Below are 25,122 nucleotides of genomic sequence, written 5' to 3' on the forward strand. Positions count from 1 at the left end.
CTCAACCGGACTCGACGGGTTCGGGCGCCTCGCCGAACCGCGCCAACACCAGCGTCGCGAACACCGCCACCGCGAATCCCGCGACGACCAGCCAGCCGAGGCCCGCGCGGGCGGTGTCGCCGAGCCACACCACCCCCACGATCGCCGGGGCGATCGTCTCACCGACGACCATGGCGGCCACCGTCGTCGTCACCGAGCCGCGCTGCAAGGCGGAGGTGAGCAACAGGAATCCCGCGACCCCGCCCGCGGCCGCCGCGTACAGCGCCGGCTGGGTGTAGAACGCGGCCTTGGTCGGGTCGATCACATCGATTAGGCGCACGCCGACCTCGACGACACCGAATCCAGTTCCGGAGCCGAACCCCAGGGCGAGCCCGCGCTCGCGTTCGGGCAATCGACCCGCGGCGGCACCCGCCACGAAGATCGCGGCCACCACTCCGATGAGCGCCCAGCCGAGCCACCCGGGGGGACGGCGGGAGTGCTCCGGCCCGGCCGCGCCGGCGAGCGCCGCGAGGCTCACGCAGACCACCCCGACGGCCGACCACTCGACCGTGGAAAGCCGCGCCGACAACACCCACGCGGACACGATGCCGGTGACGGCGATCGAGGCGGCCAGCGCCGCGGCGACGACGTAGATCGGCACCAGGCGCAGCGCCAGCACCTGGAACACGAAACCCAGGCCGTCGAGGCCGATGCCGGCGAGATAGCGCCACTGCCGCAGGGCGCGCAGCAGCAGCACCGCGTCGACGCCCGAGTCGCCGCCGGGTTCCACCGACCGCGCCGCGACCGCCTGCAACACCGAGGCGGTGCCGTAGCACACCGAGCAGCCCAGCGCGAGCAGGAACCCGACCAGCACGGCTCGACAATAGCCGTGCCGCTGAGTGCGCGATGTCGGTAAGCATGTGTGAGGTACCCGTCGGTACGGCACCCCGGTCACAAGATCTCTCTTCACGGATCTCTTCGCTGACCGCTCCGATGTTTGCTCCGCCGAAATGTTGGGCACGTCATGATGACGGGACGCACCAGCCAAGAGGTTGCGTCAGTGAACGTACGTTTGCTATCTTTTGCACGGCATCAGAGCCGAAGTATGCGTGTACTACAGCGTGTTTAGGTCACCGAAGGCACTTCGAGTGCACGAGTGTGTACCATAGTTTCATGGCGGAACGCGGAGCTCGTCCCGATGTCCCACGGGGTCGGCGGTTGTTCCTGCGCGCGGTGCGGCGATTGTTCAGCCCGCTGCAGCCCGACGACTACCTGGAGATGATCAACCCGCTGTGGACGACCAAAGAGCTGCGCGGAAAGGTGGAGCGTATCGAGCCGCAGGGCTCGGAAGCCGCAAGCGTGCTGATCAAGCCCGGGTACGAATGGCCCGGGCACAAACCCGGCCAGTATGTCCGGCTGGGCGTGGTCGTTGACGGCGTCTACCACTGGCGGGCGTACTCGCTCACGTCTGATCCCTCACCCGAAGACGGCCTGATCAGCGTCACACCCAAGAAGGTGGACAGCGGTGTGGTGTCGCCGTACCTGGTGGGAAAGATCCGGCCCGGGGATCTGGTCCGGCTTGGCGAGGTCGAGGGAGTGTTCACGCTGCCTGAACCGCTGCCGTCCAAGCTGCTGTTCATCAGCGCGGGCAGTGGCATCACGCCGATCATGAGCATGCTACGCAGCCTCGATCACCACGGTGAGCTGGGCGACGTGGTGGTCATCCACTCCGCTCGCACTCGCGACCAAGTGATGTTCCTGCCGGTCCTGGAAGACCTCGATCGTCGTCACGACGGGATGCGTCTGGATCTGCGCCTCACGTCGGAGCGGGGGCGGCTCTCGCCGGGCGAGCTCGACGAGGTCTGTGCGGACTGGCGGGAACGCGAAGCCTTCTGCTCCGGCCCGGGCGAAATGCTGGACGCGCTGATCGAACACTGGGAAAGCCACGGTGATCCGAATCGTCTTCACTTCGAGCGATTTCAGCCCAAGATCGGCGGGGACGCCGCGGCCGGCGAAGGTGGCGAGGTTCGCTTCCTCGACAGCGAGAAGACCGTCGAATGCGACGGTGGCACTTCGATTCTGGATGCCGGCGAGAAGGCCGGGCTGAATTTGGCCTATGGCTGTCGAATCGGAATCTGTCATACCTGCGTAGGCACGCTGAAATCGGGCAGGCTGCGTGATCTGCGCTCAGGCGACGTCATCGAGCCCACCGGGCAGGACGTGCGGATCTGTATCAACACCGCCGAAGGCGACGTCGAACTCGAACTTTGATCGAAAGGAGTCACAGTGACCGCTACTGTGAAAAACCCGATTGCCCACCTCGATGAGCAGGAGCGGGAAAAGCTTGCCAAGGAACTCGACGCGATTCACGACGAGGTGTTCGCCGATCTCGGCGAGCGCGATCGACGCTACATAAAGACGGTCATTTCGGTCCAGCGGCAGATCGTCGTCGCGGGGCGCGTGTTGCTGCTGGGGTCACGCTCGAAAACCGCGCTGGTCCTCGGCACCGCGTGCCTCGGTATGGCCAAGATCCTCGAGAACATGGAGATCGGCCACAATGTGATGCACGGTCAATGGGATTGGATGAACGATCCCGATATTCATTCGTCGGTGTGGGACTGGGACACCGCGTCGACGGCGGAGGCTTGGAAGCACTCGCACAACTACATCCACCACACCTTCACCAATATCCGCGGCAAGGACAAGGATCTCGGTTACGAGATCATGCGCATCGACCCCAATCAGGTATGGCGCTGGGGCTACCTGTTTCAGCCGCTGTACAACGTGCTGCTGACGGTGCTCTTCGAGTGGGGCGTGGCGGTGCACGACATGGACATCGAGGCGATCCGCGCACGCGAAAAGCCCTGGTCCGAGGTGCGCAAAGACCTGAAAGGCATCGGAGGCAAAGCGCGCTCACAGATCATCAAGGACTACCTTGGCTGGCCGATCATCAGTGCCGGCGCGTTTGGGCTGCTGCAGCTCGCGTTGCGCGGCAGGATCAACCAGCCCGCCGAGTCGCGTGCCGGCAGGCAGCTGCGGAGGGTGTCACGCACGGGCCGGCTCAGCGCCGCGGCGAGGTTCTGCGACCGGTTCTTGCCCGGCGTGGAAAGCACATTCCTGCGCACGCTGGCCGCGGATGCCCTGGCCAACGTGATCCGCAACGTGTGGGCGCACGCCATCATCTTCTGCGGCCATTTTCCCGACCAGACCTATACATTCAGCGAGGAAGAAGTCGCAGACGAAACGCGCGGCGACTGGTATTTGCGGCAGCTGGTCGGCGCGGCGAATATCGAGGGCAGCCCGCTTTTTCACGTCATCAGCGGAAACCTTGGGTACCAGGTGGAGCACCACCTGTACCCGGACATGCCAAGCAGTCGGTACTCGGAAATCGCGCCGAAGGTCAAGGACATCTGCGAGCGTTACGAGCTGCCATACAACTCGGGCCGGTTCTCGAAACAGTGGTTCATGGTGCACCGCAGCATCTTCCGATTGGCGTTCCCCGGCGGCAAGCCCCGACCGAAGCCAGGACCGTACCGCGGTGAGGGCGGGCGAACCGGCCCGGCCCGCGTCAGTGAGGCGAGCCGGTTTCGTGAGCGTGTCCCCGCCGAACACCCGGCGGCCGGACCCGAGCACAAATCCGGCGGCGTCGAAGTGCAACCCCCGCCGCGGGGCAAGGACTGACGCGAAGCGGGCCCGCGAAGCCGGCCCCCACGAACCGCGCTACATCGCGATGCGATGGACAGCCGCGGCAATCTCTTCCGAACAGTCCTCTTGGAGGAAGTGCTTGGCCGGCAACAGGATTGGATCGATCACGCCGCTGGCCCGCTGGGCCTGCATGCCTTGGCTCCGCCACGGCAACATCGCGTCGCGGGCGCCCCAGACGATCTGCACGGGGTAGGGCGTATCGCGGACGGCATCGACGTAGCGCCGTTGCTTTGCGGAGGTCAACTCGAAGCCGCGCATGATTTTCAGAAACGCCCGCCCGCCGTCGTCACCGAAGAGCAGCGGAACCCAACATGCGAGTTCGGCGGCCGGGACGCGGCGGCTCACACCGACAAGCCGCATGATCGACAGGAAAGCGCCCGGCACGCGCATCGAGGCCAGCCAGGCCTCTCCGATGCCCCGGTGCGCGAACGGCTCCATGGGCCACGGCCGGTGAAACGACTCGACTTCGATGATGGTGTTCAACAGGGTCAGTGAGAGAACCCGCTCGGGCACCGCGGCGGCCACCTCGAAGCCGACCGGTCCACCGATGTCGTGCACCACGAGGTGAAACCGGTCGAGCCCCAGGGCGTCGATCGCGGCGAGCTGCCAGCGGCCGAGACCGGTCCAGCTGTAGTCGGCCCCGGCGGGCCGCTCGGCAAATCCAAGCCCCGGCAGATCGACCGCCACACCGCGCAGGCCCCTGGCGGCCAATTCCGGCACCACCTTGCGATACAGGTAAGCCGAAGCGGGAACGCCGTGCACGCACACCACCGCGGGCGCGTCGCGCGGGCCATCGTCGAGCGCGAACGACGAAATCCCGTCGGCGCTGAAGGAGCGCCCGGCCGACCGGTACCGTTCGAGCAACCGGGTCACCGCTGCAGCCCTCATAGGTTCTTCATACCGGACGGCGTCGCGGCGGCGCAGAAGCGTCCGCCCATCTGCCGCCCACCTGCCGCCCACCTGCGGCCCATCTGCCCGGCCGATCGTCGTGGCGGTTTCCTATCATTTACCGGATGAGCGCCGGTGGGCCGGATACCGTGGGCTCGCCGGCGTTCAGCGACGGGGACTGGGCCTCGTTTCGGGCGGCCGGCTGGTGGTCGGATTGGACGCTGTCGGACGCGGTGCGCCGCAACGCCGAGTCAACCCCCGATCGCCTCGCCTACGTCGACCACCCCGGCGCGTCGCTGAGCTGGCGGGAATTCGACGATGCGGCAACCGCTTTGGCCGGGCGGCTGGCCGGGACCGGGGTGACGCGCGGTGATCGGGTCGCGGTGTGGCACGGCGACTCCGCGGCCATCCACGTGTTGTTCGTCGCGATCGAGCGGTGCGGCGCCGTCGTGGTGGGCATCGGCGCGCGCGCCGGGACTCGCGAGGTCGGCGCGATCCTGCGCAACGCGCGGCCGAAGCTCCTGATCAGCGATCCACAGCGCGCCGGCGCCGCGGCGGGTGTCACCGACGAATCGCCGGTGCGGGCGCTGGTCCTCGACGGCGAGCTGCGCGCACTGCGGCTCAACGGCGGTGCCGGGCCCGGCGCGTTGGGGGCGCACACGCGGCTGGGCGCCGACGACGTCTTCCTGATCAACTCCACCTCCGGGACGACCGGGCTGCCCAAATGCGTGGTGCACACGCAAAACCGTTGGTATTACTTCCACCAGAAGGCGACCGGCAACGGCCGGCTGACGCGGGACGACGTCTTCCTGCCGGTCATCCCCACGCCTTTCGGTTTCGGCATCTGGACCAGCCACGCCACCCCGATCTACCTCGGCGCCACCGCGGTGATCCTGCCACGGTTCACCGCGCGCGCGGCGTGTGAGGCGATCGCGCGCCACCGGGTCACCGTATTGTGTTGTGTCAGCACGCAATTGACGATGCTGATGGCGGATCCCGCCAGCCGCGATCACGACCTGAGCTCGCTGCGTGTGGTTTTCGCGGGCGGCGAGGCGCTGCCGTATCGGCCCGCCGCGGAGTTCGAGGACCTCACCGGCGCCACGATCCTGCAGTTCTACGGTTCCAACGAGACGGGCATGCTGAGCGCGACGACGCTCGACGACTCCCGAGTGCGTCGGCTGCGCACGGCCGGGCGGATCGTGCCGGAAATGTCGGTCCGCCTCTTCGACGGCGACACCGACGTCACCGAGACGGGGCGCGGCCAGCCCGCGTGCCGGGGCCCGGCCACCAGCCTCGGCTACCTCGGGGGCACCGACCACGACAGGTTGTTCACCCCGGACGGATGGATGCGCATGGGCGACATCTGCGAAATCGACGCCGACGGCTACCTCACCGTCACCGGCCGCACCTCCGATTTCATCCTGCGCGGCGGCAAGAACATCAGCGCGGCCCAGGTCGAGGACGCCGTCACCAGCCACCCCGCGATCGCGGTGGCGGCGGCGGTCGCGATGCCCGATCCGGTGTTCGGCGAAAGGGTCTGCGTCTACACCGAACTCGCCGACTCGCAGACCGTCGACCTGCCGCAGCTGGTCGATCACCTCTTGGCGCTGGGCGTATCCAAGGAACTGCTGCCCGAACGGCTCATCGTGGTCGACGAGCTGCCCCGCTCGTCGGGTGGCAAGATTGCCAAAGGCCAGCTCCGCGAGGATATTCGAAGCAGGATGGAGGCCGACAATGAACACTCCTGACGCACGGCGAGGTGGTCTCGAGGTCTGGGCGCCATCGGTGGTGCCCCCGATCGGGGTCGAGCTGTCCGACGAGCAGGCGCTGGCCATCGCCTTCCGCCACCTGGCCGGCATCGGCTTCGCGGAGAACATGGCCGGGCACATCACCTGGCAGCGCGACGGGCAGACGGACATGCTGGTCAACCCCTGGGGCCTGTGGTGGCAAGAGCTCACCGCCTCCGACATCTGCGTCGTCGACAGCGGGGCGCGGGTGGTCCGCGGCCGCTGGGATGTCACCCCGGCCATCCACATCCACACGGAACTGCACCGGGTCCGCGACGACGCCCGCGTGGTCATCCACAACCACCCCTACTACGCGTGCGTGCTGGCCGCCCTGAGCCGGCTGCCCGAGCTCGTGCACCAAACCGGTTCGCTCTACCTCGACGACCTGCGCCTGGTCGACACCTACGACGGCGAAATCGACACCCCCGCGCGGGCCGCGGAACTCGCCGCGCGCATCGGCGGCGCCAACCTGACGATCCTGGCCAACCACGGCGTCATCGCGACGGGCCGCAACCTGCCCGAGGCCGTCTATCGGGCGGCATCCATCGAACGGGCATGCAAGCTGGCCTACGACGTCATGCTCACCGGCCAGGAGCCGCTGAAGATGAGCTGGTCGGACATGGCGGGCATGCAGCGCTCGCTCATCGAACGCGCCGCCGACGTGTACTGGGCGGGCGCGGCCCGGATGACCATCAAGGCCGATCCGGATGTGCTCACCTGACCCGCGGCGCCATTGCGCGCCGTCTCGAGGAGGTTGACCGGTGAAATCGATCGACGACCTGGCCGCGGACCTCAACTTCACCACCGCCAAGACCGGCGAGCAGCGGACGGTGACGTTCCTGCCGGATCCGCCGCGCGCGAAGCGGCGCTACACCGTGATCTCGGCGGACGACCACATCGTCGAGCCGCCGGACACCTTCGCCGGGCGCGTGCCCCGAAGGTTCGCCGACCGCGCGCCCAGGGTCGTGGAGACCGGCGACGGGGGACAGACGTGGGTCTACGACGGCCGGGAACTGCCCAATGTCGGATTCAACGCCGTCGTCGGCCGGCCGGTGGCGGAGTATGGCTTCGAACCGGTCCGCTTCGACGAGATGCGCAGGGGCGCCTGGGATATCCACGCCCGCATCGAGGACATGGATCTGAACGGCATCTACGCCTCGCTGAATTTCCCCTCGTTTCTGCCGGGGTTCGCCGGCCAGCGGCTGCAGCAGGTCACCACGGATCGCGAGCTGGCGCTGGCGTCGGTGCGCGCGTGGAACGACTGGCACCTCGAGGTCTGGGCGGGGTCGTATCCGCAGCGGATCATCCCGTGTCAGCTGCCGTGGCTGCTGGACCCCGAACTGGGCGCCACGATGATCTACGAGAACGCCGCGCGCGGGTTTCACGCCGTGACCTTCAGCGAGAACCCGGCGATGCTGGGATTGCCGAGCATCCACTCCGGCCACTGGGATCCGATGATGGCGGCCTGCGCCGAGACCGGCACGGTGGTGAACCTGCACATCGGATCCTCGGGTTCCGCGCCGTCGACCACCGACGACGCGCCACCCGACGTCCAGGGCGTGCTGTTCTTCGCCTATGCCATCTCGGCGGCTGTCGACTGGCTGTACTCCGGGCTGCCCAGCCGGTTCCCCGAGCTCAAGATCTGCCTGTCCGAGGGCGGAATCGGCTGGGTCGCGGGCCTGCTGGATCGCCTCGACCACATGCTCAGCTACCACGCGATGTACGGCACGTGGCAGGCCATGAACGAAAGCCTGACTCCCGCGGAGGTTTTCACCCGGAATTTCCGGTTCTGCGCCGTGGAGGACAAGTCGTCATTCGTGCAGCGCGACCGGATCGGGGTGGACAACATCATGCTGGAGGCCGACTACCCGCACTGCGACTCCACCTGGCCGCACACCCAGGACACCATCCACGAACAGATCGGCGATCTGCCGCCGGACGTGATCCGAAAGTTCAGCTGGGAGAACGCCTCCCGCCTGTACCGGCACCCGGTGCCGGTCGAGATCCAGCGCGACCCCGAGGCCTTCTGATCAGAACGCGAACCGGTTGAGCATGTCGAAATTCCGCATCGGGGTGGCGTTGATCATCCGCCACACCAGCCGCACCGGCGCCGAGGGGACGCGTTCGTAGAGCGCTATCACCGGAGTCTGCTCGCGGAAGCCTAGCCGCGGGTTCCATTGCTCGAGGTCGCGGACGTCATCGATGCCCCACTTGGTGATCCCGTTGGTGAGCACCTTGGACAGACGCGGGCCCATCGGGGACGTCGTGTCGAACAGCAATTCGCCGTCGCCGAACCGGTCGGTGAGGCGCCGCAGCAGCGCTCGCACGTCGGGTTCGGCGAGGTACATCAGCAGCCCCTCCGCGACCACCAGCGTCGGGCGACCGGTGGGTATCACGTGCAGCCACGCCTCATCGGTCACCGACGAGCCGATCATCCGGTAGCCGTCGCCGTCGTCATACAGCTTGCGCCGCAACGCGATCACGTTCGGCTGATCGACGTCGAACCATTGCACGGTTTCGGGCGGGTGCAGCCGGAACGCCCGGGTGTCCATGCCGCACCCGAGATGCAGCACGACGGCGTTCGGATGGCGGCGCAGGAAGTCGGCACTCCACTCGTCGAGCCGGCTGGCGCGCACGCTGACCAGGTACTGGTTGGATCCCGGTCTCGAGGCGCGGCGCATGCGGGCCCAGTCGTACCCGATGCGGTCCACCGCCTCGGCGGCCGCCGTATCACCCAGAATCGGGGCCGGCGAACGGCTTTCGTATGCCCGCAGGTACAGCGTGCACAGGTTCGTCCACTCCACCGAGCCCCACGGCACGTCCGTGAAGTCGACCTTGTCCGTCGCCGTCATGGCCGTCTCTTCCCCTCCCGATATTCGGTCCACATCCGCATGAGCTGGTCCCGATAGGCCTGGGTGCAGAACTCGCAGAAATCACGGAAGTCCTCGACGCGCCGCCGCTGCTCGGCGCGGTCCTCACCGAGCACGGACAGAGCGAACTCGGCGGGCTCGATGCCCAGGCGCATCAGCGACAGCTGCGTTTCCAGAACGCTGGTGAACCCGCCCGCCGTGACCCGGTACAGGTGTTGACGGTTGGGGCTGGGCAACCGCTCGACCATGCCGCCTTCCAGCAGCTGCCGGGCGACGGTGCTGATCGAGGCCTTGCTCACCGAGAGCGCCTCGGCCAGCTCGGTCAACGACTGCTGCGGCGGGTCGCAGATCAGCAGCCACCCGTAGATCCGGCCCATGGTGCGGGTGGCGCCGAGGAGCTCGAAGAACAGCCCGAGCCGGTCGACGAATTCGGCCTCTTCCGGTGACATCTTCCTCACTCTGTTTGTTAAGTACAAACTAAACGTAATCTACGACGCTGGTCAAGCCCGACCCGCAGCGGACCCGAGGCGGGCGGGTCGGTAGCGATCAGAGCTCGGCAGCCAGCCGCCGCAGGATGTCGGCGGCGGGCTCGGCGGTGGCGTGCCGGTACCCGGTGCCGGCCCACAGGTGGACGTATTCCGGCTTGCCCGCCGCGGCGGCCGCCTTACGCATCGGGCTGGTGAGGTGGTGAATCGCCGGATAGCCCAGCGGCGCCTGCGCCTCGTGGGCGTCGATGAACGCGTTGCGCAGGCCGCGGGCCGGTCGGCCCGTGAAGGCGCGGGTGAGCACGGTCTCGGTGTAGGCGGGGTCGGTGAGCGCCGCCTGGTGGGTGGCCGAGGCGCCACTCTCGGTGGCTCGCAGCAGAAGCGTTCCGACCGCGGCCGCCGCGGCGCCCGCGCGGATCACCTCTCCGACCGCGGCCGCAGTGGCGAGCCCACCGGTGGCCATCACGGTCAGCGGCACGGTCGCGACGACCTGCCGGACGAGGTCGACGATCGGCACCGGCGTCAGGGGTTTGCCCGGGGAGAGCGTGCCGGAATGCCCGCCGGCGGCCGCGGCCTGCACGGCGAGCATGTCGACTCCGGCGGCGTGCGCCTGCGCCGCCTCATCGGGCGTCGTCACCGTTTGAACCACAACGCTATTGGCCCGTTGCAGCGCGGCTATCACGTGGCGTGGCGGTATCCCGAAGGTGAACGAAACCATGGGCACCGGGTCGTCGAGCAACAGCTCGATCTTCTCGTCGAACCTGTCGGTGTCCTCGATCGGCTCACCGGGGAGGGTCAGGCCGAACTGGTCGGCCTCCTTCTGAAGAATTGCGGCATAGGTCCGGTACCTGTCGGGCTCGACCGGCAACGGATTGGGCGCGAACACGTTGACGCCGAACGGGATTCCCTCGGTGCGCACCGCCTTTATCTCCGCCTCGACGGCCTCCACGGTCTTGTAACCGGCCGCCAGCAAGCCGAAGCCGCCGGCCCGGGTCGCCGCCGACACCATCGCCGGAGTGGTCGGACCGCCCGACATCGGGGCGGCGACGAGCGGGATGGACATCCCGAACTGTGCCAGCATCTGTGTGCCCTTCCGGTGTGCCGCGAACAAGCGCAGCCTCGACCATATCGGTACCCCAGACTTCGATACCTCAGACGTTCCCTCCCGGCGCCGGACCTGACAGGATGCTTCAGCGTGAAGCGACCCAACTTCCTGGTGATCGTGGCCGACGATCTCGGGTTCTCCGATATCGGCGCCTTCGGTGGCGAGATCAATACCCCGAACCTGGACCGGCTGGCCTACGCGGGCCTGCGGCTGACCGATTTCCACTCGGCGCCGGCGTGCTCACCGACCCGGGCGATGCTGCTGACCGGGACCGACCACCACGTCGCCGGGATCGGCACGATGCTCGAGGTCGCGGCGCCCGGGTTCCGGGGCGCGCCCGGCTACGAGGGCTACCTCAACGACCGCGTCGTCGCGTTGCCCGAGCTGCTGCGCGACGCCGGTTACCTGACGCTGATGTCGGGCAAATGGCACCTGGGCGACACCATCGAGACCTCCCCGTGGGCCCGCGGATTCGAGCGTTCGTTCGCCCTGCTGCCGGCCGGTGCGAGCCACTACGGCGGTGCCGCGGGCGGCGGGTTCTCGCCCGTGCCAACGCTTTACACCGAGGACGACCACTTCGTCACCGTCGGCGACGACTTCTACTCGTCGGACTACTACACCGACACGCTGCTGCGCTACTTGCGCGAGCGTGCCCCGGGCGACGACCGGCCGTTCTTCGCCTACCTGCCCTTCCAGGCGCCGCACTGGCCGTTGCAGGCGCCCGACGAGGACATCGCCACCTATCGCGGCCGCTACGACGCCGGCCCCGACGCGTTGCGCGACGCTCGCCTGGCCGCGCTCAAGAAGCTCGGCCTGTGCCCGCCCGACGTCGTCGCGCACCCGGTCGTGGCCGACGGTGCCCCCGAGTGGGCCGACATGTCCGACGACGAGCGCGCGCGTTCGGCGCGCGGCATGGAGGTCTACGCCGCGATGGTGGACCGGATGGATCAGAACATCGGCCGGGTGATCGACTACCTGGCCGGCACCGGCGAGCTCGACGACACGGTCGTGATCTTCATGTCCGACAACGGCGCCGAGGGCGCGATGGTGGAGGCGATGCCGCTGCGCGGAGCGCAGATCGTCGCGCAGATCGAAAAGAACTGCGACAACAGCCTCGACAACCTCGGCCGCCCCAGCTCGTTCATCTGGTACGGCCCGCGCTGGGCGCAGGCGGCCACGGCGCCGTCGCGGCTGCACAAGGCCTTCACCACCGAGGGTGGGATCCGGGTGGTGGGCTTCATCACCTGGCCGGGCTTTGCCCGGCAGGCCGGGATCGGCACGGCGTTCGCGACCGTCATGGACATCGCGCCGACCGTGCTCGAACTCGCCGGGGCCACCCATCCGGGCACGGCCTACCGGGGCCGGGAGGTCGAGCCCATGCGGGGCCGCTCCCTGGTGGCGTACCTGTCGGAAGGCAGCGAGGCGGTACACGGCGCCGAGGCCGGCACGGGCTGGGAGTTGTTCGGGCGCAGGGCGATTCGCCAGGGCGACTGGAAGGCGGTATACCTGCCGGCGCCGTACGGCCCGGGCGCCTGGCAGCTCTACGACCTGTCCGCCGACCCCGGCGAGATCGACGACCTGGCCGCCTCGCGGCCCGACAAACTGGCCGGACTGCTGGCACTATGGGACCGCTACGTCGAGGAGACCGGGGTGATTTTGGAGCCGGTTTCGGTGTTCGACGCCGATATGCTGGGGCGCTGATGACCCAGACAACCACCTGCGCGGTGATCGGCGGCGGCCCGGCCGGGATGGTCCTCGGGCTGCTCCTGGCGCGCGCGGGCGTGCAGGTCACCCTGCTGGAGAAGCACGGTGACTTCCTGCGCGACTTCCGCGGCGACACGGTGCACCCGACCACGATGCGCCTGCTCGACGAGCTGGGCCTGTGGGAACGCTTCGCGGAGTTGCCGTACACCGAGGTCAGCAACGCCAGATTCGAGTCGAACGGCCGCTCGGTGACCTATGTCGACTTCGGCCGGCTCGGGTCTTTCGGCCAGCCCCACCCGTTCGTCGCGATGGTGCCGCAGTGGGACCTGCTGAACCTGCTCGCCGACGTGGCCCAATCCGAGCCGAGCTTCACGCTGCGCATGAGGACCGAGGCCACCGGGTTTCTCCGGGAGGGCGGCCGCGTCACCGGGGTGCGGTACGAGGGGCCCGACGGGCCCGGAGAACTGCGTGCGGAGCTGACCGTGGCGTGCGACGGCAGGTGGTCGATCGCGCGGCGCGAGGCCGGGCTGAAGACCCGCGAATTCCCGGTCAATTTCGACGTGTGGTGGTTCCGGCTACCGCGCGACGGGGCGGCGAAATTCTCTTTCCTGCCGCGGGTCGGTCCCGGCAAGGCGCTCGGGGTGATTCCGCGGGAGGGCTACGACCAGATCGCGTACCTGGGCGCCAAGGGGACCGACGCCGAATTGCGGGCGCGGGGCATCGAAGCGTTCCGCCGTGACGTGAGCTCGCTGCTGCCGGAGTCGGGCGAGGCGGTGGCGACGCTGACGTCCATGGACGACGTCAAGCACCTCGACGTCCGGGTGGATCGGCTGCACCGCTGGCACACCGACGGGCTGCTCTGCATCGGCGATGCCGCGCACGCGATGTCGCCGCTCGGCGGCGTCGGCATCAACCTGGCCGTCCAGGACGCCGTCGCGGCCGCGACCATATTGGCGAAACCCCTGCGGCGACACCGGGTTACGAATCGCGAGCTGGCGGCCGTGCGCCGGCGCCGCCTGTTCCCGACCGTGGTGACCCAGGCGGTGCAACGGGTATTGCAGCGACGGCTTCTGGGCCCGCTGCTGCGCGGCGCCGACCCGACCCCGCCCGCGGTGCTGTTCGGCCTGGTGGAGCGGCTGCCGTGGCTGTCGGTGCTGCCCGCGTACTTCATCGGCGTCGGCGTCCGGCCCGAGCACGCGCCGGCGTTCGCCCGGCGCTGACGGCCCTGCCGCGGCCCGGGGTTTTCAAGGCGCCTTGGCGTGCTCGGGTGCTAGCGTCGACGCCGTGTCTGGACGTGCGAACGCGGTTCGCATCGGAATCCTGGGTGCCGCACGGATCGCGCCGTTGGCACTCGTCAACCCCGCCAAGGGACACGCCCAGGTCGAGGTGGCCGCGGTCGCGGCGCGGGACCCGTCACGTGGGCGGGCCTTCGCCGCCGAGCACGGCATCCCGCGGGTGCACGACAGCTACGACGCGCTGATCGCCGACCCCGACGTCGACGCGGTGTACATCCCCCTGCCCAACGGCCTGCACGGCCGGTGGACCCGGGCCGCGCTGGCCGCGGGCAAGCACGTCCTGTGCGAAAAACCGTTTACCGCCAACGCCGACGAGGCTCGGGAGGTCGCGGGGATCGCGGCGAAGTCGGATCGGGTGGTGATGGAGGCCTTTCACTATCGCTACCATCCGCTGACCCGGCGCGCCGAGGAAATCATCGCCTCGGGCGAACTCGGCAGGCTCACCCGGGTCGAGGCCGCCATGTGTTTCCCGCTGCCGAAGTTCTCCGACATCCGCTACGACTTTTCGCTCGCCGGCGGCGCGACGATGGACGCGGGGTGCTATGCGGTGCACATGGTCCGCACGTTCGGCGGGTCGACCCCGGAAGTCGTTCGGGCAGAGGCGAAGTTGCGCGACCCGCGGATCGACCGGGCCATGGCGGCCGAAGTGAGGTTCGCCGGCGGTCACACCGGCCTGATCCGCTGCTCGATGTGGTCGTCGCAGCTGCTGAAGATCAGCGCCCGCGTGGTCGGCGAAGACGGTGAGCTCCGGGTTTTCAACCCGGTGCTGCCCAGCCTCTACCATCGGCTCTCGGTCCGCTCAGCCTCCGACAAGCGTGTCGAGCGGTTCTCGCGGCGCCCCTCGTACGCCTATCAGCTCGACGCCTTCGCGGCCGCCGTGCTGCAGGGCGAGCCGGTGCGGACCGACCCCGCCGACGCGATCGAGACCATGACCGTCATCGACGCGATCTATCGGGCCGCGGGCCTGCCGCTGCGTAGCCCGTGCTGAGCTGCTAACCCGTTGGGCCGGCGCATATTTCGGAGAGCAGGCGGCGCGCCGCCGCCACGCACGGGCGCAGGCGGTCGATGGGGCTGACGCCGGCCAGTGCCAGCGAGCGCCGCGGCACTTCGATTTCGATCACGACGTCGCGTGGCAGCGCGGACAGGATGTCACGCAGCGGCAATTCGCCCTCACCGGGAACCATGCGCTCGAACATGGCTTCCTCCATGTATCCCATGTGCTGCATGTGCTTGTCGCCGCGCGGGCGCAGCGTCGTGTCGTTGAGTTGGGCGTACCCGATGCGGTCATCGTCGACGGCCGCGACATCGGCGGCGCCGGAACCGGAACGCGCCAGGTGCATGGTGTCGATCAACACGCCGAACTCGCGGCGCGCGACATGTCGCACGGCCTGAAGCGCGGTGGGCAGGTCGCACACGGTCAGACCCGGCACGGGTTCCACGACGGTCTGAATGCCGCGCCGGGCGGCCAGGTCGGTCAGGATCGCGAACTGGTCGAAGCTGCGGGCGAGATCGGGGTCGAGGCTGACGACGTTGATCCGGGGCACGGCGAGTTCGGCCAGCGCGTCGAGGTCGCCGGCGAACGCGTGCGCCTCGGCGCCGGGCGTGATCAGGAACCCGTCGCCGAGCGAGATCGCCACGCCGCGCTCGTCCATCGCGGCCAGCACGTCCCGCCTGAGTTTCGGGTCCGCCAGCGAGTAGGGCGGATAGTCGAGCGCGACCAACGGCGCGCCGCGCACGACGGCCGACATGTACCTGCAGCCCAGGTCCGCGGTGAGGTTGACGAATTCGATTGGCGGAAGCCCGAATCCGCAAAGAAAACCGATACCCAGCCGGTCCATGTTATGCGGGGCGGCCCGCCAATTGGGCCAATTGTCCGGCGGCCTGGGCTGATTGGGTGGTGAGCGCGATCTTTCCGGAGGTGACCTGTTCCTCGATGGTCGGCGCCTCCAGGACGAGTTCGTCGCGGACGAACGCGACGTGGTCGTGCAGGTGTGCGGCGGTGAATGTCGCCCAGGCCGCGGCGGACGGCGGATCCAGCGTCAGGCTCACCTGGTAGAAGCCCGACGTCAGCGAGGTGGGCGGGTCCACGTGCGTCAGCCCCAGCCGCATCGACACGGGTCCCAGCGTGTAGACGGTGGTCCGGGCGAGGTCGCAGGTGACCAGGTTGTCGGCCGGCGCGACGGGCGCCGCCGGATTCGTGGCCGGACACTTGTCGGGCGTGCTGGGCTGCGACTTCCGCACCGGCCGAATCGGCAACGGCGCAATGGCCACCGCGGGCGCCGGCGGCCGTGTCGTCGTCGGGGCGGCTTTGGTGTTGGGGGTGGTGTTGGTGTTGGTGGTGGTGGTGACGGTGGTGGTGACGGTGGTGGCGGTCGACGCGGTGGCGGGGGCCGGGTGCCGCGTCGAGTGACAACCACACGCGAGGGCGCCGATCAGCAGGATGCTCGCGAGCCCGCGGGTGCTCATCGCATCATTCCAGCACAGTTCAACCTGCACGGTTCCGGACCGCTTTACGGACACTACGAATATAGAGTAGTGTTCGTCGCGGACAACGGATGGACAAACGACGAAAGCCCAACCCCACGGAACGCCGCCGCGACCTCTGCGACGCGGCGATCCACCTCTTGGCCCACGACGGTGCGAAGGGTTTGAGCCATCTGAAAGTCGACCGCCGGGCCGGGGTCCCGGACGGCACGACCTCCTTCTACTTCCGGACGCGTTCGGCGCTGCTGCGCGCCGTGGCCGAGCGGCTTGCCGAACTGGACCTGGCGAGCTTGCAGTCGGTCGCGGACGGCTCCGGCGGGCGCCGCCGTTCAGCCCGCCGCCCTTCGCCGTCGCGGTTGTCGCAGGTGGTGATCCAGGCCGGCAGCGAGCCGCAGCTGTCGCGGACCAAAGCCCGCTACGAGCTGACGATGCAGGCCACCCGCGACGCGGAGCTGGCCGCGATCCTGCAGCAGGCCACCGACGGATTCACCAAGCTGCATCGCGAGATCCTGGTGCAGCTGATGCCCCACGGGGCGGACCTGGACCCGGCCGTGGTCGAGGACCTGAGCAACATCACGCTCACCTTCATCAACGGGCTGCTGCTGCGCTTCGCCCACGGCGACCGCATCATCGACAGCCCCGCCCAGCTCGATGCGATCCTGGCGGCCATCGCCACCGGCGTCCTGAAGACGTCGGGCAAGGGGCGGCTGACCCAGGCGGCCCGATCCGGGTGAACGCGCGCGTCAGGTTCGGCGGCGCGGGGCCTTGCCAGGGCACCCGCCGTATGATTCTCTACGTCAATAGAGTGAGCAGGCGTTGTCGGCTTGGCCCGGAAAAGGCGTCAAGCGGTGTGTACAAGTCGCTCGCGGCAGCGATATCGGCGATCTGGGAGGCACACCCGGAAATGGCGGCGGTAGGAGGGATTTCGTGACGGCGAGCACCGACAGCGATGTTCATTTCGACCCCTCCTTCGACCCCTACTTCGACCCCTACGATGTCGAGCTCATCGCCGACCCGTATCCGATGTTCGCCCGCCTGCGCGACGAGGTGCCGCTCTACTACAACACCGAATACGACTTCTTCGCGTTGAGCCGGTACGCCGACGTCACCAAGGCGCTCGTCGACCACACCACGTTTAGCTCCGCTCGCGGCGCGATCCTCGAGCTGATCAAGGCCAACCTCGAAATCCCGCCCGGGATGCTGATCTTCGAGGCCCCGCCGATCCACGACGTGCACCGCAAGCTGTTGTCGCGCATGTTCACCCCCCGCAGGATCGGGGCGCTCGAGCCGATGGTGCGCCAGTTATGCGCCCAGGCCCTGGACCCGCTGGTGGGCTCGGGCCGATTCGACTTCGTCACCGATCTGGGCGCGCAGATGCCGATGAAGGTCATCAGCATGCTGCTCGGCATCCCCGAGGACGACCAGGAGTACATCCGCGACCGCGGCAACGCCCAACTGCGCACCGAAGCCGGCAAGCCCATGAAAGCCGCCGAACGCGGCCTGTCGGTCGGCGAGCAGTTCGAGGCCTACATCGACTGGCGCGCCGAGCATCCGTCCGACGACATCATGACCGACCTGCTCAACGTCGAGTTCGTCGACGAGACCGGCGCGACCCGGCGGCTGACCCGCGAGGAAATACTCGTCTACCTCAACGTGGTGGCCGGGGCGGGCAACGAAACCACCACACGCCTGATCGGTTGGGCCGGAAAGGTTCTCGCGGAGCATCCCGATCAGCGGCGCAGCCTCGCGGAGAACCCGCAGCTCATCCCGCAGGCCATCGAGGAGCTGTTGCGCTACGAGCCGCCGGCCCCGCACGTGTCCCGGTATGTGACCCGCGACGTCACCTTCTACGACCGGACGGTGCCCGAGGGCAGCGTCATGATCGCCCTCCTCGGCGCGGCGTGCCGCGACGAGCGTCAGTTCGGCTCCGACGCGGACACATTCAACATCCACCGCGCCGCCCGCCCCCACCTCGCCTTCAGCGTGGGCACGCACTTTTGCCTGGGCTCCGCGCTGGCCCGCCTGGAAGGCCGCATCGCCCTGGAGGAGATCTTGAAGCGATTCCCCGAGTGGGAGGTCGATTTGACCAACGCCCGGCTCAGTCCGACGTCGACGGTGCGCGGCTGGGAGTCCATGCCGGCCCTGGTGGCGTCGTGACCGCGTCGGCCGAGGGCCGCGTTGCGGGCAAGGTCGCGTTCATCAGCGGCGCCGCCCGGGGCCAGGGCCGCAGCCATGCCGTGCGGCTGGCCCAGGAGGGCGCCGACATCATCGCGATCGACATCTGCGGTCCGGTCGACAACATGGCCTATCCGGCGTCGACACCGGAAGATCTCGCCGAGACCGCGGACCTGGTCAAGGCCCAGGATCGCCGCATCGTGACCGCGGAGGTCGACGTGCGCGACTATGACGGCCTCAAGGCGGCGGTCGACAGCGGGGTCGAACAACTCGGCCGTCTCGACATCATCGTCGCGAACGCCGGCATCGGCACGTTCGGCAACAAACTGCACAAGATCTCGGAGAAGATCTGGCAGGACATGATCGACGTCAACCTCTCCGGTGTCTGGCACACGGTGAAAGCCGGTGTGCCGCATATCCTCGCCGGCGAGCGGGGCGGGTCGATCGTGCTGACCGGCTCGGTCGGATCGCACAAGGCCATGGCCTACACCGGCCACTACATCGCGGCCAAACACGGAGTGCTGGGGCTGATGCGCTCGTTCGCCGTCGAGTTGGGCCAATACGGGATTCGGGTGAACTCGGTGCACCCGAGCCAGGTCAACACGCCGATGACGATGAACGAGGTGACGTTCCGCCTGTTCCGCCCCGACCTGGAAAATCCGGGGCCGGAGGATTTCGCCCCGTTCTCGCAAATGACGCACATGATGCCGGTGCCGTGGGTGGAGGCCGTCGACATCAGCAACGCCGTGTTGTTCCTCGCCTCCGACGAATCGCGTTATATCACCGGCGTTTCGCTGCCCGTGGACGCGGGCGCCTTGCTCAAGTAAGCAGCTACCCAACTAGGAAAAGTGGAGAAACTCATGCCTGAATACGACTACGAAAAGTTGAAGAAGGAAGCCGAGCAGTACATCAGGTTCGAGAAGGACAAGAAGAACCGGATCGCCTACATCACGTTCGATCGTCCCCAGGCGCAGAACTCCACCACGTTGGGGATGCGGCAGAACTACGCCGACCTGATCCACAAGTGCAACGTCGACGACGAGGTCAAGGTCGTGGTGATCCGCGGCGAGGGTGAGGATTTCGGTAGCGGTGGCGACCTGCCCGAGCAGCGCCCGATGCTGGAGAACCCGGGCCTGCCCCTGCACCACGAGCTCGCGATCAACGACGACGACGTCAAGTACCCGCCCGGCGGCTCCTACCGGTATCTGTCCACGGTCACCGACTTCTACGCCAAGGCCCGCGCGGGAAACCGACCCCTGCAGGAGTTGCGGAAGATCAGCATCATCGAGGCCAAGGGCTACTGCTACGGCTGGCACTTTTACCAGGCCGGTGACGCCGACCTGGTGATCTCTTCGGACGACGCGCTCTTCGGTCACCCGGCCTTCCGCTACGTGGGCTGGGGCCCGCGCCTGTGGTGGTGGGCGGAGACGATGGGCCTGCGGAAGTTCTCCGAAATGCTGTTCACCGGGCGGCCGTTCAGCGCCAAGGAAATGTACGACTGCGGGTTCGTCAACAGCGTGGTGCCCCGCGACAAACTGGAGGCCGAGACGGAGAAGTACGCGCTGGCGTGCTCCCGCTCCCGCCCGACCGACACCGTCGCGGTGCAGAAGACCTTCCTGGAGCTCTACAAGCAGCACAAGGGCGAATACTTCGGCAGCCTGCTCACCGGCATGGTCGAGGGCATGCTGCCGATGATCAAGAACGACGCCGAGGAGGTCGACCTCACCGAGGGCACCTTCGAAAAGGGCCTCAACAACGTGGTCAAGGACAACGACCTCAACTTCCCACCGGAGTGGCGCCTGAGCCGCTCGGGCCGCAAGAAGCCCTGACGGGTTGGTAAGCGCGGGCATGTCGGCGCTGACGGGAATCCGGGTTGTCGAGCTCGCGGAGACCGTCGCGGGGGAATACTGCGGAAAGCTGCTGGCCGACTTCGGCGCCGAGGTGATCAAAGTCGAGGCGCCGGAGCGCGGCAGCCCCACCCGCGCGATGGCGCCGCTGCTCGCCGACGGGCCCGACGGCAGCGCGCTGTTCGCCTACCTGAACACGAACAAGCGCTCCGCCGTCCTCGACGCCGCCTCTTCCGCGGACGTCGTGCACCGGCTGATCGCCTCGGCCGACGCCGTCATCGAAGACCGCGGGTCGGGCTGGTCCGATAGGCATCCCTCGGTGGTGTTCTGCTCGATCACCCCGTTCGGCAACGAGGCCCCCGCCGAGTTCGCGAACGCCAAGAGCAGCAACGTGTTCCACGCCGGCGGCTGGGGCTACCACACGCCCAGCCACGCCGACCCCGACGGGGCGCCGCTGCAGGGTCCGGGCCGATTCCTGGTCGACTACGAGGCGGGGCTGGACGCGGCGCTGTGCGTGGTGGCGTCGCTGTTCGGGCGCCTGCACACCGGCCGTGGCGAGTTCATCGACGTGTCGCAGCACGCCGTGCAGGTGTCCCGCGCCGACTGCATCCTGGGCCGGTTCATCACCGGGGAGGTCGCCGCCGAGGGTCACCGCGGCGACTACGACCAGGCGGGCCCGGCCGCGTTCTTCGCCTGCGCCGACGGGTTCGTCTACCTGTACATGACCAGCCGCGCGCACTGGCTCGGGGTGAAGGAACTCATGGGCCATCCGGAGTGGCTGGACGCGTTCGACGACGACTGGCTGGAGTTCTCCGTCACCGCGGAGAAGGTCGCCGCGTTCCGGCAGGGGTTCGCCGCGTGGGTCGCGCACCTGGCGAAGGAAGCCGCGGCGGACCGGGCGCAGCGCCTGGGGGTGCCGCTGGTCCCGGTCAACGACGCCGCGGACCTGCACCACTCGCCGCAGTACCGCCACCGCGGCTTCTTCCAGGAGGCGAGCCACCCCGTGCTGGGCGGCGCGGCGTATCCCACGGTGCCGTACGCGCTCAGCGCGTCACCGGCCCGGATCGTCTCCGCCGCACCGTCTCTCGGCCAAGACACCGCGTCGATCCTCGCCACGCTGGACATGGCGCGCACCCCGCCGGCGGTCATGGCCCCGCAACTCAAACCGCCCGGGGAGTCGCGCGGGGGCCCGCTGGAAGGGGTGCGCGTCGTCGAGCTCACCAAGGTGTGGGCCGGACCGTATGCGGGCAAGCTGCTGGCAATGCTGGGCGCCGAGGTGATCAAGGTCGAGACCGCGGCCGCCCCCGAGGAAATGCGGGCCTACGGCGGCACCGACATCAACCACGCCCCCTACTTCCTCAGCATCAACCCCGAGATTCGCAGCGTGGACCTCGACATCAAGTCGGACGAGGGGATGGCGCGGCTGCGCGAGCTGATCGCCCGCAGCGACATCGTCATCAACAACCTGCGACCGGGCGCGATGGAGCGTCAGGGCCTGGGATACGAACAGCTCACGGCGATCAAGCCCGACATCATCTCGGTGTCGATCAAGATGTGGGGCAACGACGGGCCGCTGGGCCACCAAACCGGCTACGCGCCATGCTTTGCCGCGCTGGCCGGGCTCGCGTCGCTGGTCGGCTACCCCGGCGGGCCCCCGCTCGGGACGAGCATGCGTTACGGGGACTCCACCGTCGGCGCGGCCGCCGCGTATGCCGCCATGGTGGCGTTGCTGCATCGGGAACTCCGCGGCGCGGGCCAATTCGTCGACGTCTCGGCGGTGGAGACGCTATCCTCGATGATCGGGGACTGCCTGCTCGAGCAAAGCCTCACGGGAAACCGCCTCGGCCGCAACGGTAACCGCCATCCCGACCTGTGCCCCCACGGCTGCTACCCCTGCCGCGACGGGTCCTGGGTCGCCGTGGCCGTGGCCGACGATGCCGAATGGCGCGCCCTGTGTTCGGGGCTGGGCGCCGCGGCGCTGGCCGACGACGCGCGCTACGCCACGAGGGAAGGGCGGCACCGGCACGCCGAAGCCCTGGACGCCGAGCTCGCGCGGCTCACCCGCGACCACGACGCCGAGCGGCTCGCGCGCAGCCTACGCCTGGCGGGTGTGGCGGCGACCAAGAGCGCCACCGCAATCGACGTGATCGCGGATCAGCGATTGTGGGACCGCGGGTTGTATCGCTTCGTCAGCGATCACCGCGAGGGCCAGCGCCCGATCCTGGGGCCGTCATGGCGGCTGGCGCGCTCGCCGGCGCGGATCGAGCGCGGCGCACCGGATTTGGGAGAGGACACCGAATACGCACTGCGGGAGATCGTGGGAGCCGGAGCATGACGGCAATCCTGTCGCACACCACCGCGCTGGTGACGGGTGCCAGCAGCGGTATCGGGGCGGCGACGGCGAAGGCGCTGGCCGCCGAGGGCGCCGCGGTGGCGCTGCTCGCGCGCCGGGCCGACCGGCTGACGGAGCTGAAAGCCGAGATCGAATCCGCCGGGGGCACGGCGCTGGTCGTGGCCGCCGATGTGACCGACGCCGACGAGGTCGCGGCGGCGGTGCAGCGGACGGTCGCCGAGCTGGGGCGCCTCGACACGGTCGTGAACAACGCCGGGCTGATGCAGTCCGGGCCCGCGGCCGAAGCCAGCCTGCAGGACTGGGATCAGATGGTCGCTGTCAACGTGCAAGGGGTCCTTTACGTTACGCGCGCCGCTCTGCCGCACCTGATCGAGGCGGCCGCCGGCTCGCCGCGCGGCGTCGCCGATCTGGTCACCGTCAGCTCCACCGCCGGGTGGGTGGCCCGGCCCAACACGGCGGTCTATTCGCTGACCAAATTCGGGGTGAACGCATTCAGCGAGGGCATCCGCCAGGAGGTGCTCGGAAAGCGCGTGCGTGTCGGGGTCGTCGGTCCCGGGACCGTCGACACGGAAATCTTCAGCCACCTGCCCGCGTCGTCGCGCGAGGCGTTCGAGCGCCAGACCGCAGGAATGGTCAAGCTGCGGCCGGAGGACATCGCCGACGCGGTGCTCTACATGGTCACACGCGACCGCCGGGTGGCGGTCAACCACATGTTGGTGCGCGCGGCGGAACAGACGTGGTAGCGGCGTGACGGCGCGTTGGGCGATCGGCGACCAGCACGGGTTGCCGTTTCCCGCCGACCCCGCTGCCTTGCGCGACGGGGGAGAGTCGTTCCTGACCAACGCATTTCGGGCCCTTGGTGTACCCGACAGTGGCGTCGCCCGGATCAGCGCGCACCGGGAAGTGATCGGCGGCAGCACCGGGCGCAAGGTCGCGCTGTCGGTGGAATACGAGAGGCCACGGCCCGGCCTGCACACCGAGCTGTTCGTCAAGTTCTCGCGCGACTTCGACAATCCCGTGCGAGACGGCGGCAGGACGCAGATGGAGCCGGAGGTCCGGTTCGCAACCCTGTCCCGGGTTCCCGGGTTCCCCATCGCGGTCCCCGTCGTGTTGTTCGCCGACTACGACCGTCGGACCGGCTCAGGCATCCTGATCACCGAGCGGATACCGTTCGGGGCCAACGGGATAGAGCGCCAATACCATAAGTGCCTCGACTACGAGATGCCCGACGCCGTCGGCCACTACCGCGCGCTGCTGACCGCGCTGGCCCGCCTGGCGGGCAGCTACGGGCCCGGCCGTCTTCCGGGGCACCTGTCCGCGCACTTCCCGCTGGACGTGCGGGCCGCGACCGTCGGGGAGCGGACGCCGCCGAGCGCCGGGAAGCTGGACCGGCGCGTGGGCCAGCTGGCGGCGTTCGTCGAAACCCATCCCGGCCTGGTGCCCGGCGATGTGCGCTCGCCGGAGTTCCTGGCGCGCTTGCGCGAAGACGTGCCGCGGGTCGCGTGCCACGAGCACGCGATCACCCGCGGGCTGACCGCCGACACCGACTACGTCGCGCTGTGCCACTGGAACGCCAACATCGACAACGCCTGGTTCTGGCGCGACGACGACGGCGTTCTGCGCTGCGGCCTGCTGGACTGGGGATGCGTCGGCCAGATGAACATGGGCATGGCGATCTGGGGTGCCATGTCCGGCGCCGAAACCGCCATGTGGGACGAGCATTTCGACGACTTGCTGGACGTATTCGTGGCGGAGGTGCGGCGCTGCGGCGGTCCGCTCCTGGATCCGGACCGGCTGCGCCGGCACACGCTGCTTTACGCGGCGGCGATGGGCGTCGCGTGGTTGCTGGACGTGCCGGCGTTGCTGCACAAGCGATTCGGCGCCGCCGTCCCCGCCGGCCGCAAGGATCCACGGATCAGGGACGACGAAGGCGTGCGCGCGCCGCTGCAGATGCTGTCGAACCTGTTGAGTGCGTGGCGGCGCTATCGAGTGGGCGACCTGATCGATGAGGCGCTTGCCGAGCACACAGGTCACGAATATCTCCATCTCTAGATCTGCCGTCGATCCCGGGATCGTCACATTTTCGGCCTCGCTCGATTCGATGGAACCGGACGACGGGTTTGTGCGTCTAAGCGCCGGCTCGGGTCGAATTCGCGAAATCTTTTGAGTCACTTTGGTTTCAGTGGTCACATTTGGGGGTTTGTTGTCGGTGGTGCTTCGTAGTGTCGGGGGCATGACAGCCAGCAGTCGTGAGGAGATCGTCGAGGCCTTCGGCGCGCTGGATGCCGACCTGGAGCGTTTGGGCGGGTTGTCGTTTGACGGGTTGACGACCCCGGAGCGGTTGCGCGTGTTGGAACGTCTTGAGCGCGCCGCGCGCCGGCTGCGCGCCCCCCAGCACGGGCTGATCAACCAGCTCGATGCCCAGGCGGGTCAGGCGGAGTTGGG

Annotated in this window: 22 protein-coding genes and 1 pseudogene; 16 read left to right on the forward strand and 7 right to left on the reverse strand. The window is 68.5% G+C overall.

Features of this window, described 5'->3' with window-relative positions:
- Position 1: 1 nt before the first annotated feature.
- Positions 2-853, reverse strand: coding sequence for a DMT family transporter (locus tag BST11_RS15870; protein WP_083138883.1), 852 nt, complete (start codon positions 851-853; stop codon positions 2-4).
- Between the two features lie 299 nt (positions 854-1,152).
- On the opposite strand from BST11_RS15870, the gene BST11_RS15875 reads away from it, so the two are divergent.
- Together BST11_RS15875 and BST11_RS15880 are read left to right on the forward strand one after the other, a co-directional pair.
- On the forward strand, positions 1,153-2,250 hold the full coding sequence (locus BST11_RS15875; protein ID WP_083138884.1) for a ferredoxin reductase: 1,098 nt from the start codon (positions 1,153-1,155) through the stop codon (positions 2,248-2,250).
- 15 nt (positions 2,251-2,265) lie between these two features.
- A complete protein-coding gene (locus BST11_RS15880; RefSeq protein WP_083138885.1) occupies positions 2,266-3,660 on the forward strand; it encodes a fatty acid desaturase family protein in 1,395 nt (464 codons plus the stop codon).
- 39 nt (positions 3,661-3,699) lie between these two features.
- Here the strand turns inward: BST11_RS15880 and BST11_RS15885 are convergent, their stop codons facing one another.
- Positions 3,700-4,557: an alpha/beta fold hydrolase gene (locus BST11_RS15885; RefSeq protein ID WP_244897673.1), complete on the reverse strand. Its 858-nt coding sequence runs from the start codon at positions 4,555-4,557 to the stop codon at positions 3,700-3,702.
- A gap of 140 nt (positions 4,558-4,697) precedes the next feature.
- On the opposite strand from BST11_RS15885, the gene BST11_RS15890 reads away from it, so the two are divergent.
- From BST11_RS15890 to BST11_RS15900, 3 genes are read left to right on the forward strand one after another with little or no spacing between them, the layout of a single operon-like run.
- Positions 4,698-6,320: a class I adenylate-forming enzyme family protein gene (locus BST11_RS15890; protein ID WP_083138887.1), complete on the forward strand. Its 1,623-nt coding sequence runs from the start codon at positions 4,698-4,700 to the stop codon at positions 6,318-6,320.
- Entirely contained in the window at positions 6,307-7,080 is a 774-nt protein-coding gene (locus BST11_RS15895) for a class II aldolase/adducin family protein (protein ID WP_083138888.1), read from the forward strand. Before BST11_RS15890 ends, BST11_RS15895 begins: the two co-directional genes overlap by 14 nt.
- Positions 7,081-7,120: 40 nt before the next feature.
- Positions 7,121-8,389: an amidohydrolase family protein gene (locus tag BST11_RS15900; protein WP_083138889.1), complete on the forward strand. Its 1,269-nt coding sequence runs from the start codon at positions 7,121-7,123 to the stop codon at positions 8,387-8,389.
- Here the strand turns inward: BST11_RS15900 and BST11_RS15905 are convergent, their stop codons facing one another.
- The 3 genes from BST11_RS15905 to BST11_RS15915 form a co-directional block, all read right to left on the reverse strand.
- Complete coding sequence (locus BST11_RS15905) at positions 8,390-9,211, reverse strand: class I SAM-dependent methyltransferase (RefSeq protein WP_083138890.1); 822 nt, start codon at positions 9,209-9,211, stop codon at positions 8,390-8,392.
- Positions 9,208-9,678, reverse strand: coding sequence for a GbsR/MarR family transcriptional regulator (locus BST11_RS15910; RefSeq protein WP_083138891.1), 471 nt, complete (start codon positions 9,676-9,678; stop codon positions 9,208-9,210). The genes BST11_RS15905 and BST11_RS15910 overlap by 4 nt, the downstream gene beginning before the upstream one ends.
- 97 nt (positions 9,679-9,775) lie before the next feature.
- Complete coding sequence (locus BST11_RS15915; protein WP_083138909.1) at positions 9,776-10,795, reverse strand: nitronate monooxygenase; 1,020 nt, start codon at positions 10,793-10,795, stop codon at positions 9,776-9,778.
- Between the two features lie 114 nt (positions 10,796-10,909).
- Here BST11_RS15915 and BST11_RS15920 point away from each other — a divergent pair, with 114 nt between their 5' ends.
- From BST11_RS15920 to BST11_RS15930, 3 genes are all read left to right on the forward strand, one after another.
- The gene (locus tag BST11_RS15920) at positions 10,910-12,520 is read left to right on the forward strand and encodes an arylsulfatase (RefSeq protein WP_083138892.1); all 1,611 of its coding nucleotides are present in this window, start codon (positions 10,910-10,912) and stop codon (positions 12,518-12,520) included.
- On the forward strand, positions 12,520-13,743 hold the full coding sequence (locus tag BST11_RS15925) for an FAD-dependent oxidoreductase (RefSeq protein ID WP_083138893.1): 1,224 nt from the start codon (positions 12,520-12,522) through the stop codon (positions 13,741-13,743). Before BST11_RS15920 ends, BST11_RS15925 begins: the two co-directional genes overlap by 1 nt.
- A 64-nt stretch (positions 13,744-13,807) precedes the next feature.
- Complete coding sequence (locus BST11_RS15930; RefSeq protein WP_083138894.1) at positions 13,808-14,806, forward strand: Gfo/Idh/MocA family protein; 999 nt, start codon at positions 13,808-13,810, stop codon at positions 14,804-14,806.
- A 4-nt stretch (positions 14,807-14,810) separates the two neighbouring features.
- Here BST11_RS15930 and BST11_RS15935 read toward each other — a convergent pair whose 3' ends face one another.
- Together BST11_RS15935 and BST11_RS15940 are read right to left on the reverse strand one after the other, a co-directional pair.
- A complete protein-coding gene (locus BST11_RS15935; protein WP_083138895.1) occupies positions 14,811-15,656 on the reverse strand; it encodes a sugar phosphate isomerase/epimerase family protein in 846 nt (281 codons plus the stop codon).
- Between the two features lies 1 nt (position 15,657).
- Positions 15,658-16,284 (reverse strand): SecDF P1 head subdomain-containing protein, encoded by a 627-nt coding sequence (locus tag BST11_RS15940; protein WP_244897674.1) that lies wholly within the window; start codon positions 16,282-16,284, stop codon positions 15,658-15,660.
- Between the two features lie 89 nt (positions 16,285-16,373).
- Here BST11_RS15940 and BST11_RS15945 point away from each other — a divergent pair, with 89 nt between their 5' ends.
- The 8 genes and pseudogenes from BST11_RS15945 to BST11_RS15980 form a co-directional block, all read left to right on the forward strand.
- Positions 16,374-17,036, forward strand: a complete 663-nt coding sequence (locus tag BST11_RS15945) for a TetR/AcrR family transcriptional regulator (RefSeq protein ID WP_083138896.1) — start codon at positions 16,374-16,376, stop codon at positions 17,034-17,036.
- A gap of 193 nt (positions 17,037-17,229) precedes the next feature.
- The gene (locus BST11_RS15950; protein WP_083138897.1) at positions 17,230-18,459 is read left to right on the forward strand and encodes a cytochrome P450; all 1,230 of its coding nucleotides are present in this window, start codon (positions 17,230-17,232) and stop codon (positions 18,457-18,459) included.
- Positions 18,456-19,304: a mycofactocin-coupled SDR family oxidoreductase gene (locus BST11_RS15955; RefSeq protein ID WP_083138898.1), complete on the forward strand. Its 849-nt coding sequence runs from the start codon at positions 18,456-18,458 to the stop codon at positions 19,302-19,304. Before BST11_RS15950 ends, BST11_RS15955 begins: the two co-directional genes overlap by 4 nt.
- 33 nt (positions 19,305-19,337) lie before the next feature.
- Positions 19,338-20,306, forward strand: a complete 969-nt coding sequence (locus BST11_RS15960) for an enoyl-CoA hydratase/isomerase family protein (RefSeq protein ID WP_067317154.1) — start codon at positions 19,338-19,340, stop codon at positions 20,304-20,306.
- 19 nt (positions 20,307-20,325) lie between these two features.
- Positions 20,326-22,659 carry a CaiB/BaiF CoA transferase family protein gene (locus BST11_RS15965; protein ID WP_083138899.1) on the forward strand — a complete coding sequence of 778 codons (2,334 nt, stop codon included), beginning with the start codon at positions 20,326-20,328 and terminating at the stop codon, positions 22,657-22,659.
- Positions 22,656-23,420 (forward strand): SDR family NAD(P)-dependent oxidoreductase, encoded by a 765-nt coding sequence (locus BST11_RS15970; protein WP_083138900.1) that lies wholly within the window; start codon positions 22,656-22,658, stop codon positions 23,418-23,420. The genes BST11_RS15965 and BST11_RS15970 overlap by 4 nt, the downstream gene beginning before the upstream one ends.
- Positions 23,421-23,424: 4 nt before the next feature.
- Positions 23,425-24,729, forward strand: a complete 1,305-nt coding sequence (locus tag BST11_RS15975) for a hypothetical protein (RefSeq protein ID WP_083138901.1) — start codon at positions 23,425-23,427, stop codon at positions 24,727-24,729.
- Positions 24,730-24,910: 181 nt separating this feature from the next.
- Positions 24,911-25,122: pseudogene (locus tag BST11_RS15980) on the forward strand (hypothetical protein); the annotation flags it as partial.

The sequence above is a fragment of the Mycobacterium alsense genome (assembly GCF_002086635.1).
Taxonomy (GTDB): Bacteria; Actinomycetota; Actinomycetes; order Mycobacteriales; family Mycobacteriaceae; genus Mycobacterium; species Mycobacterium alsense.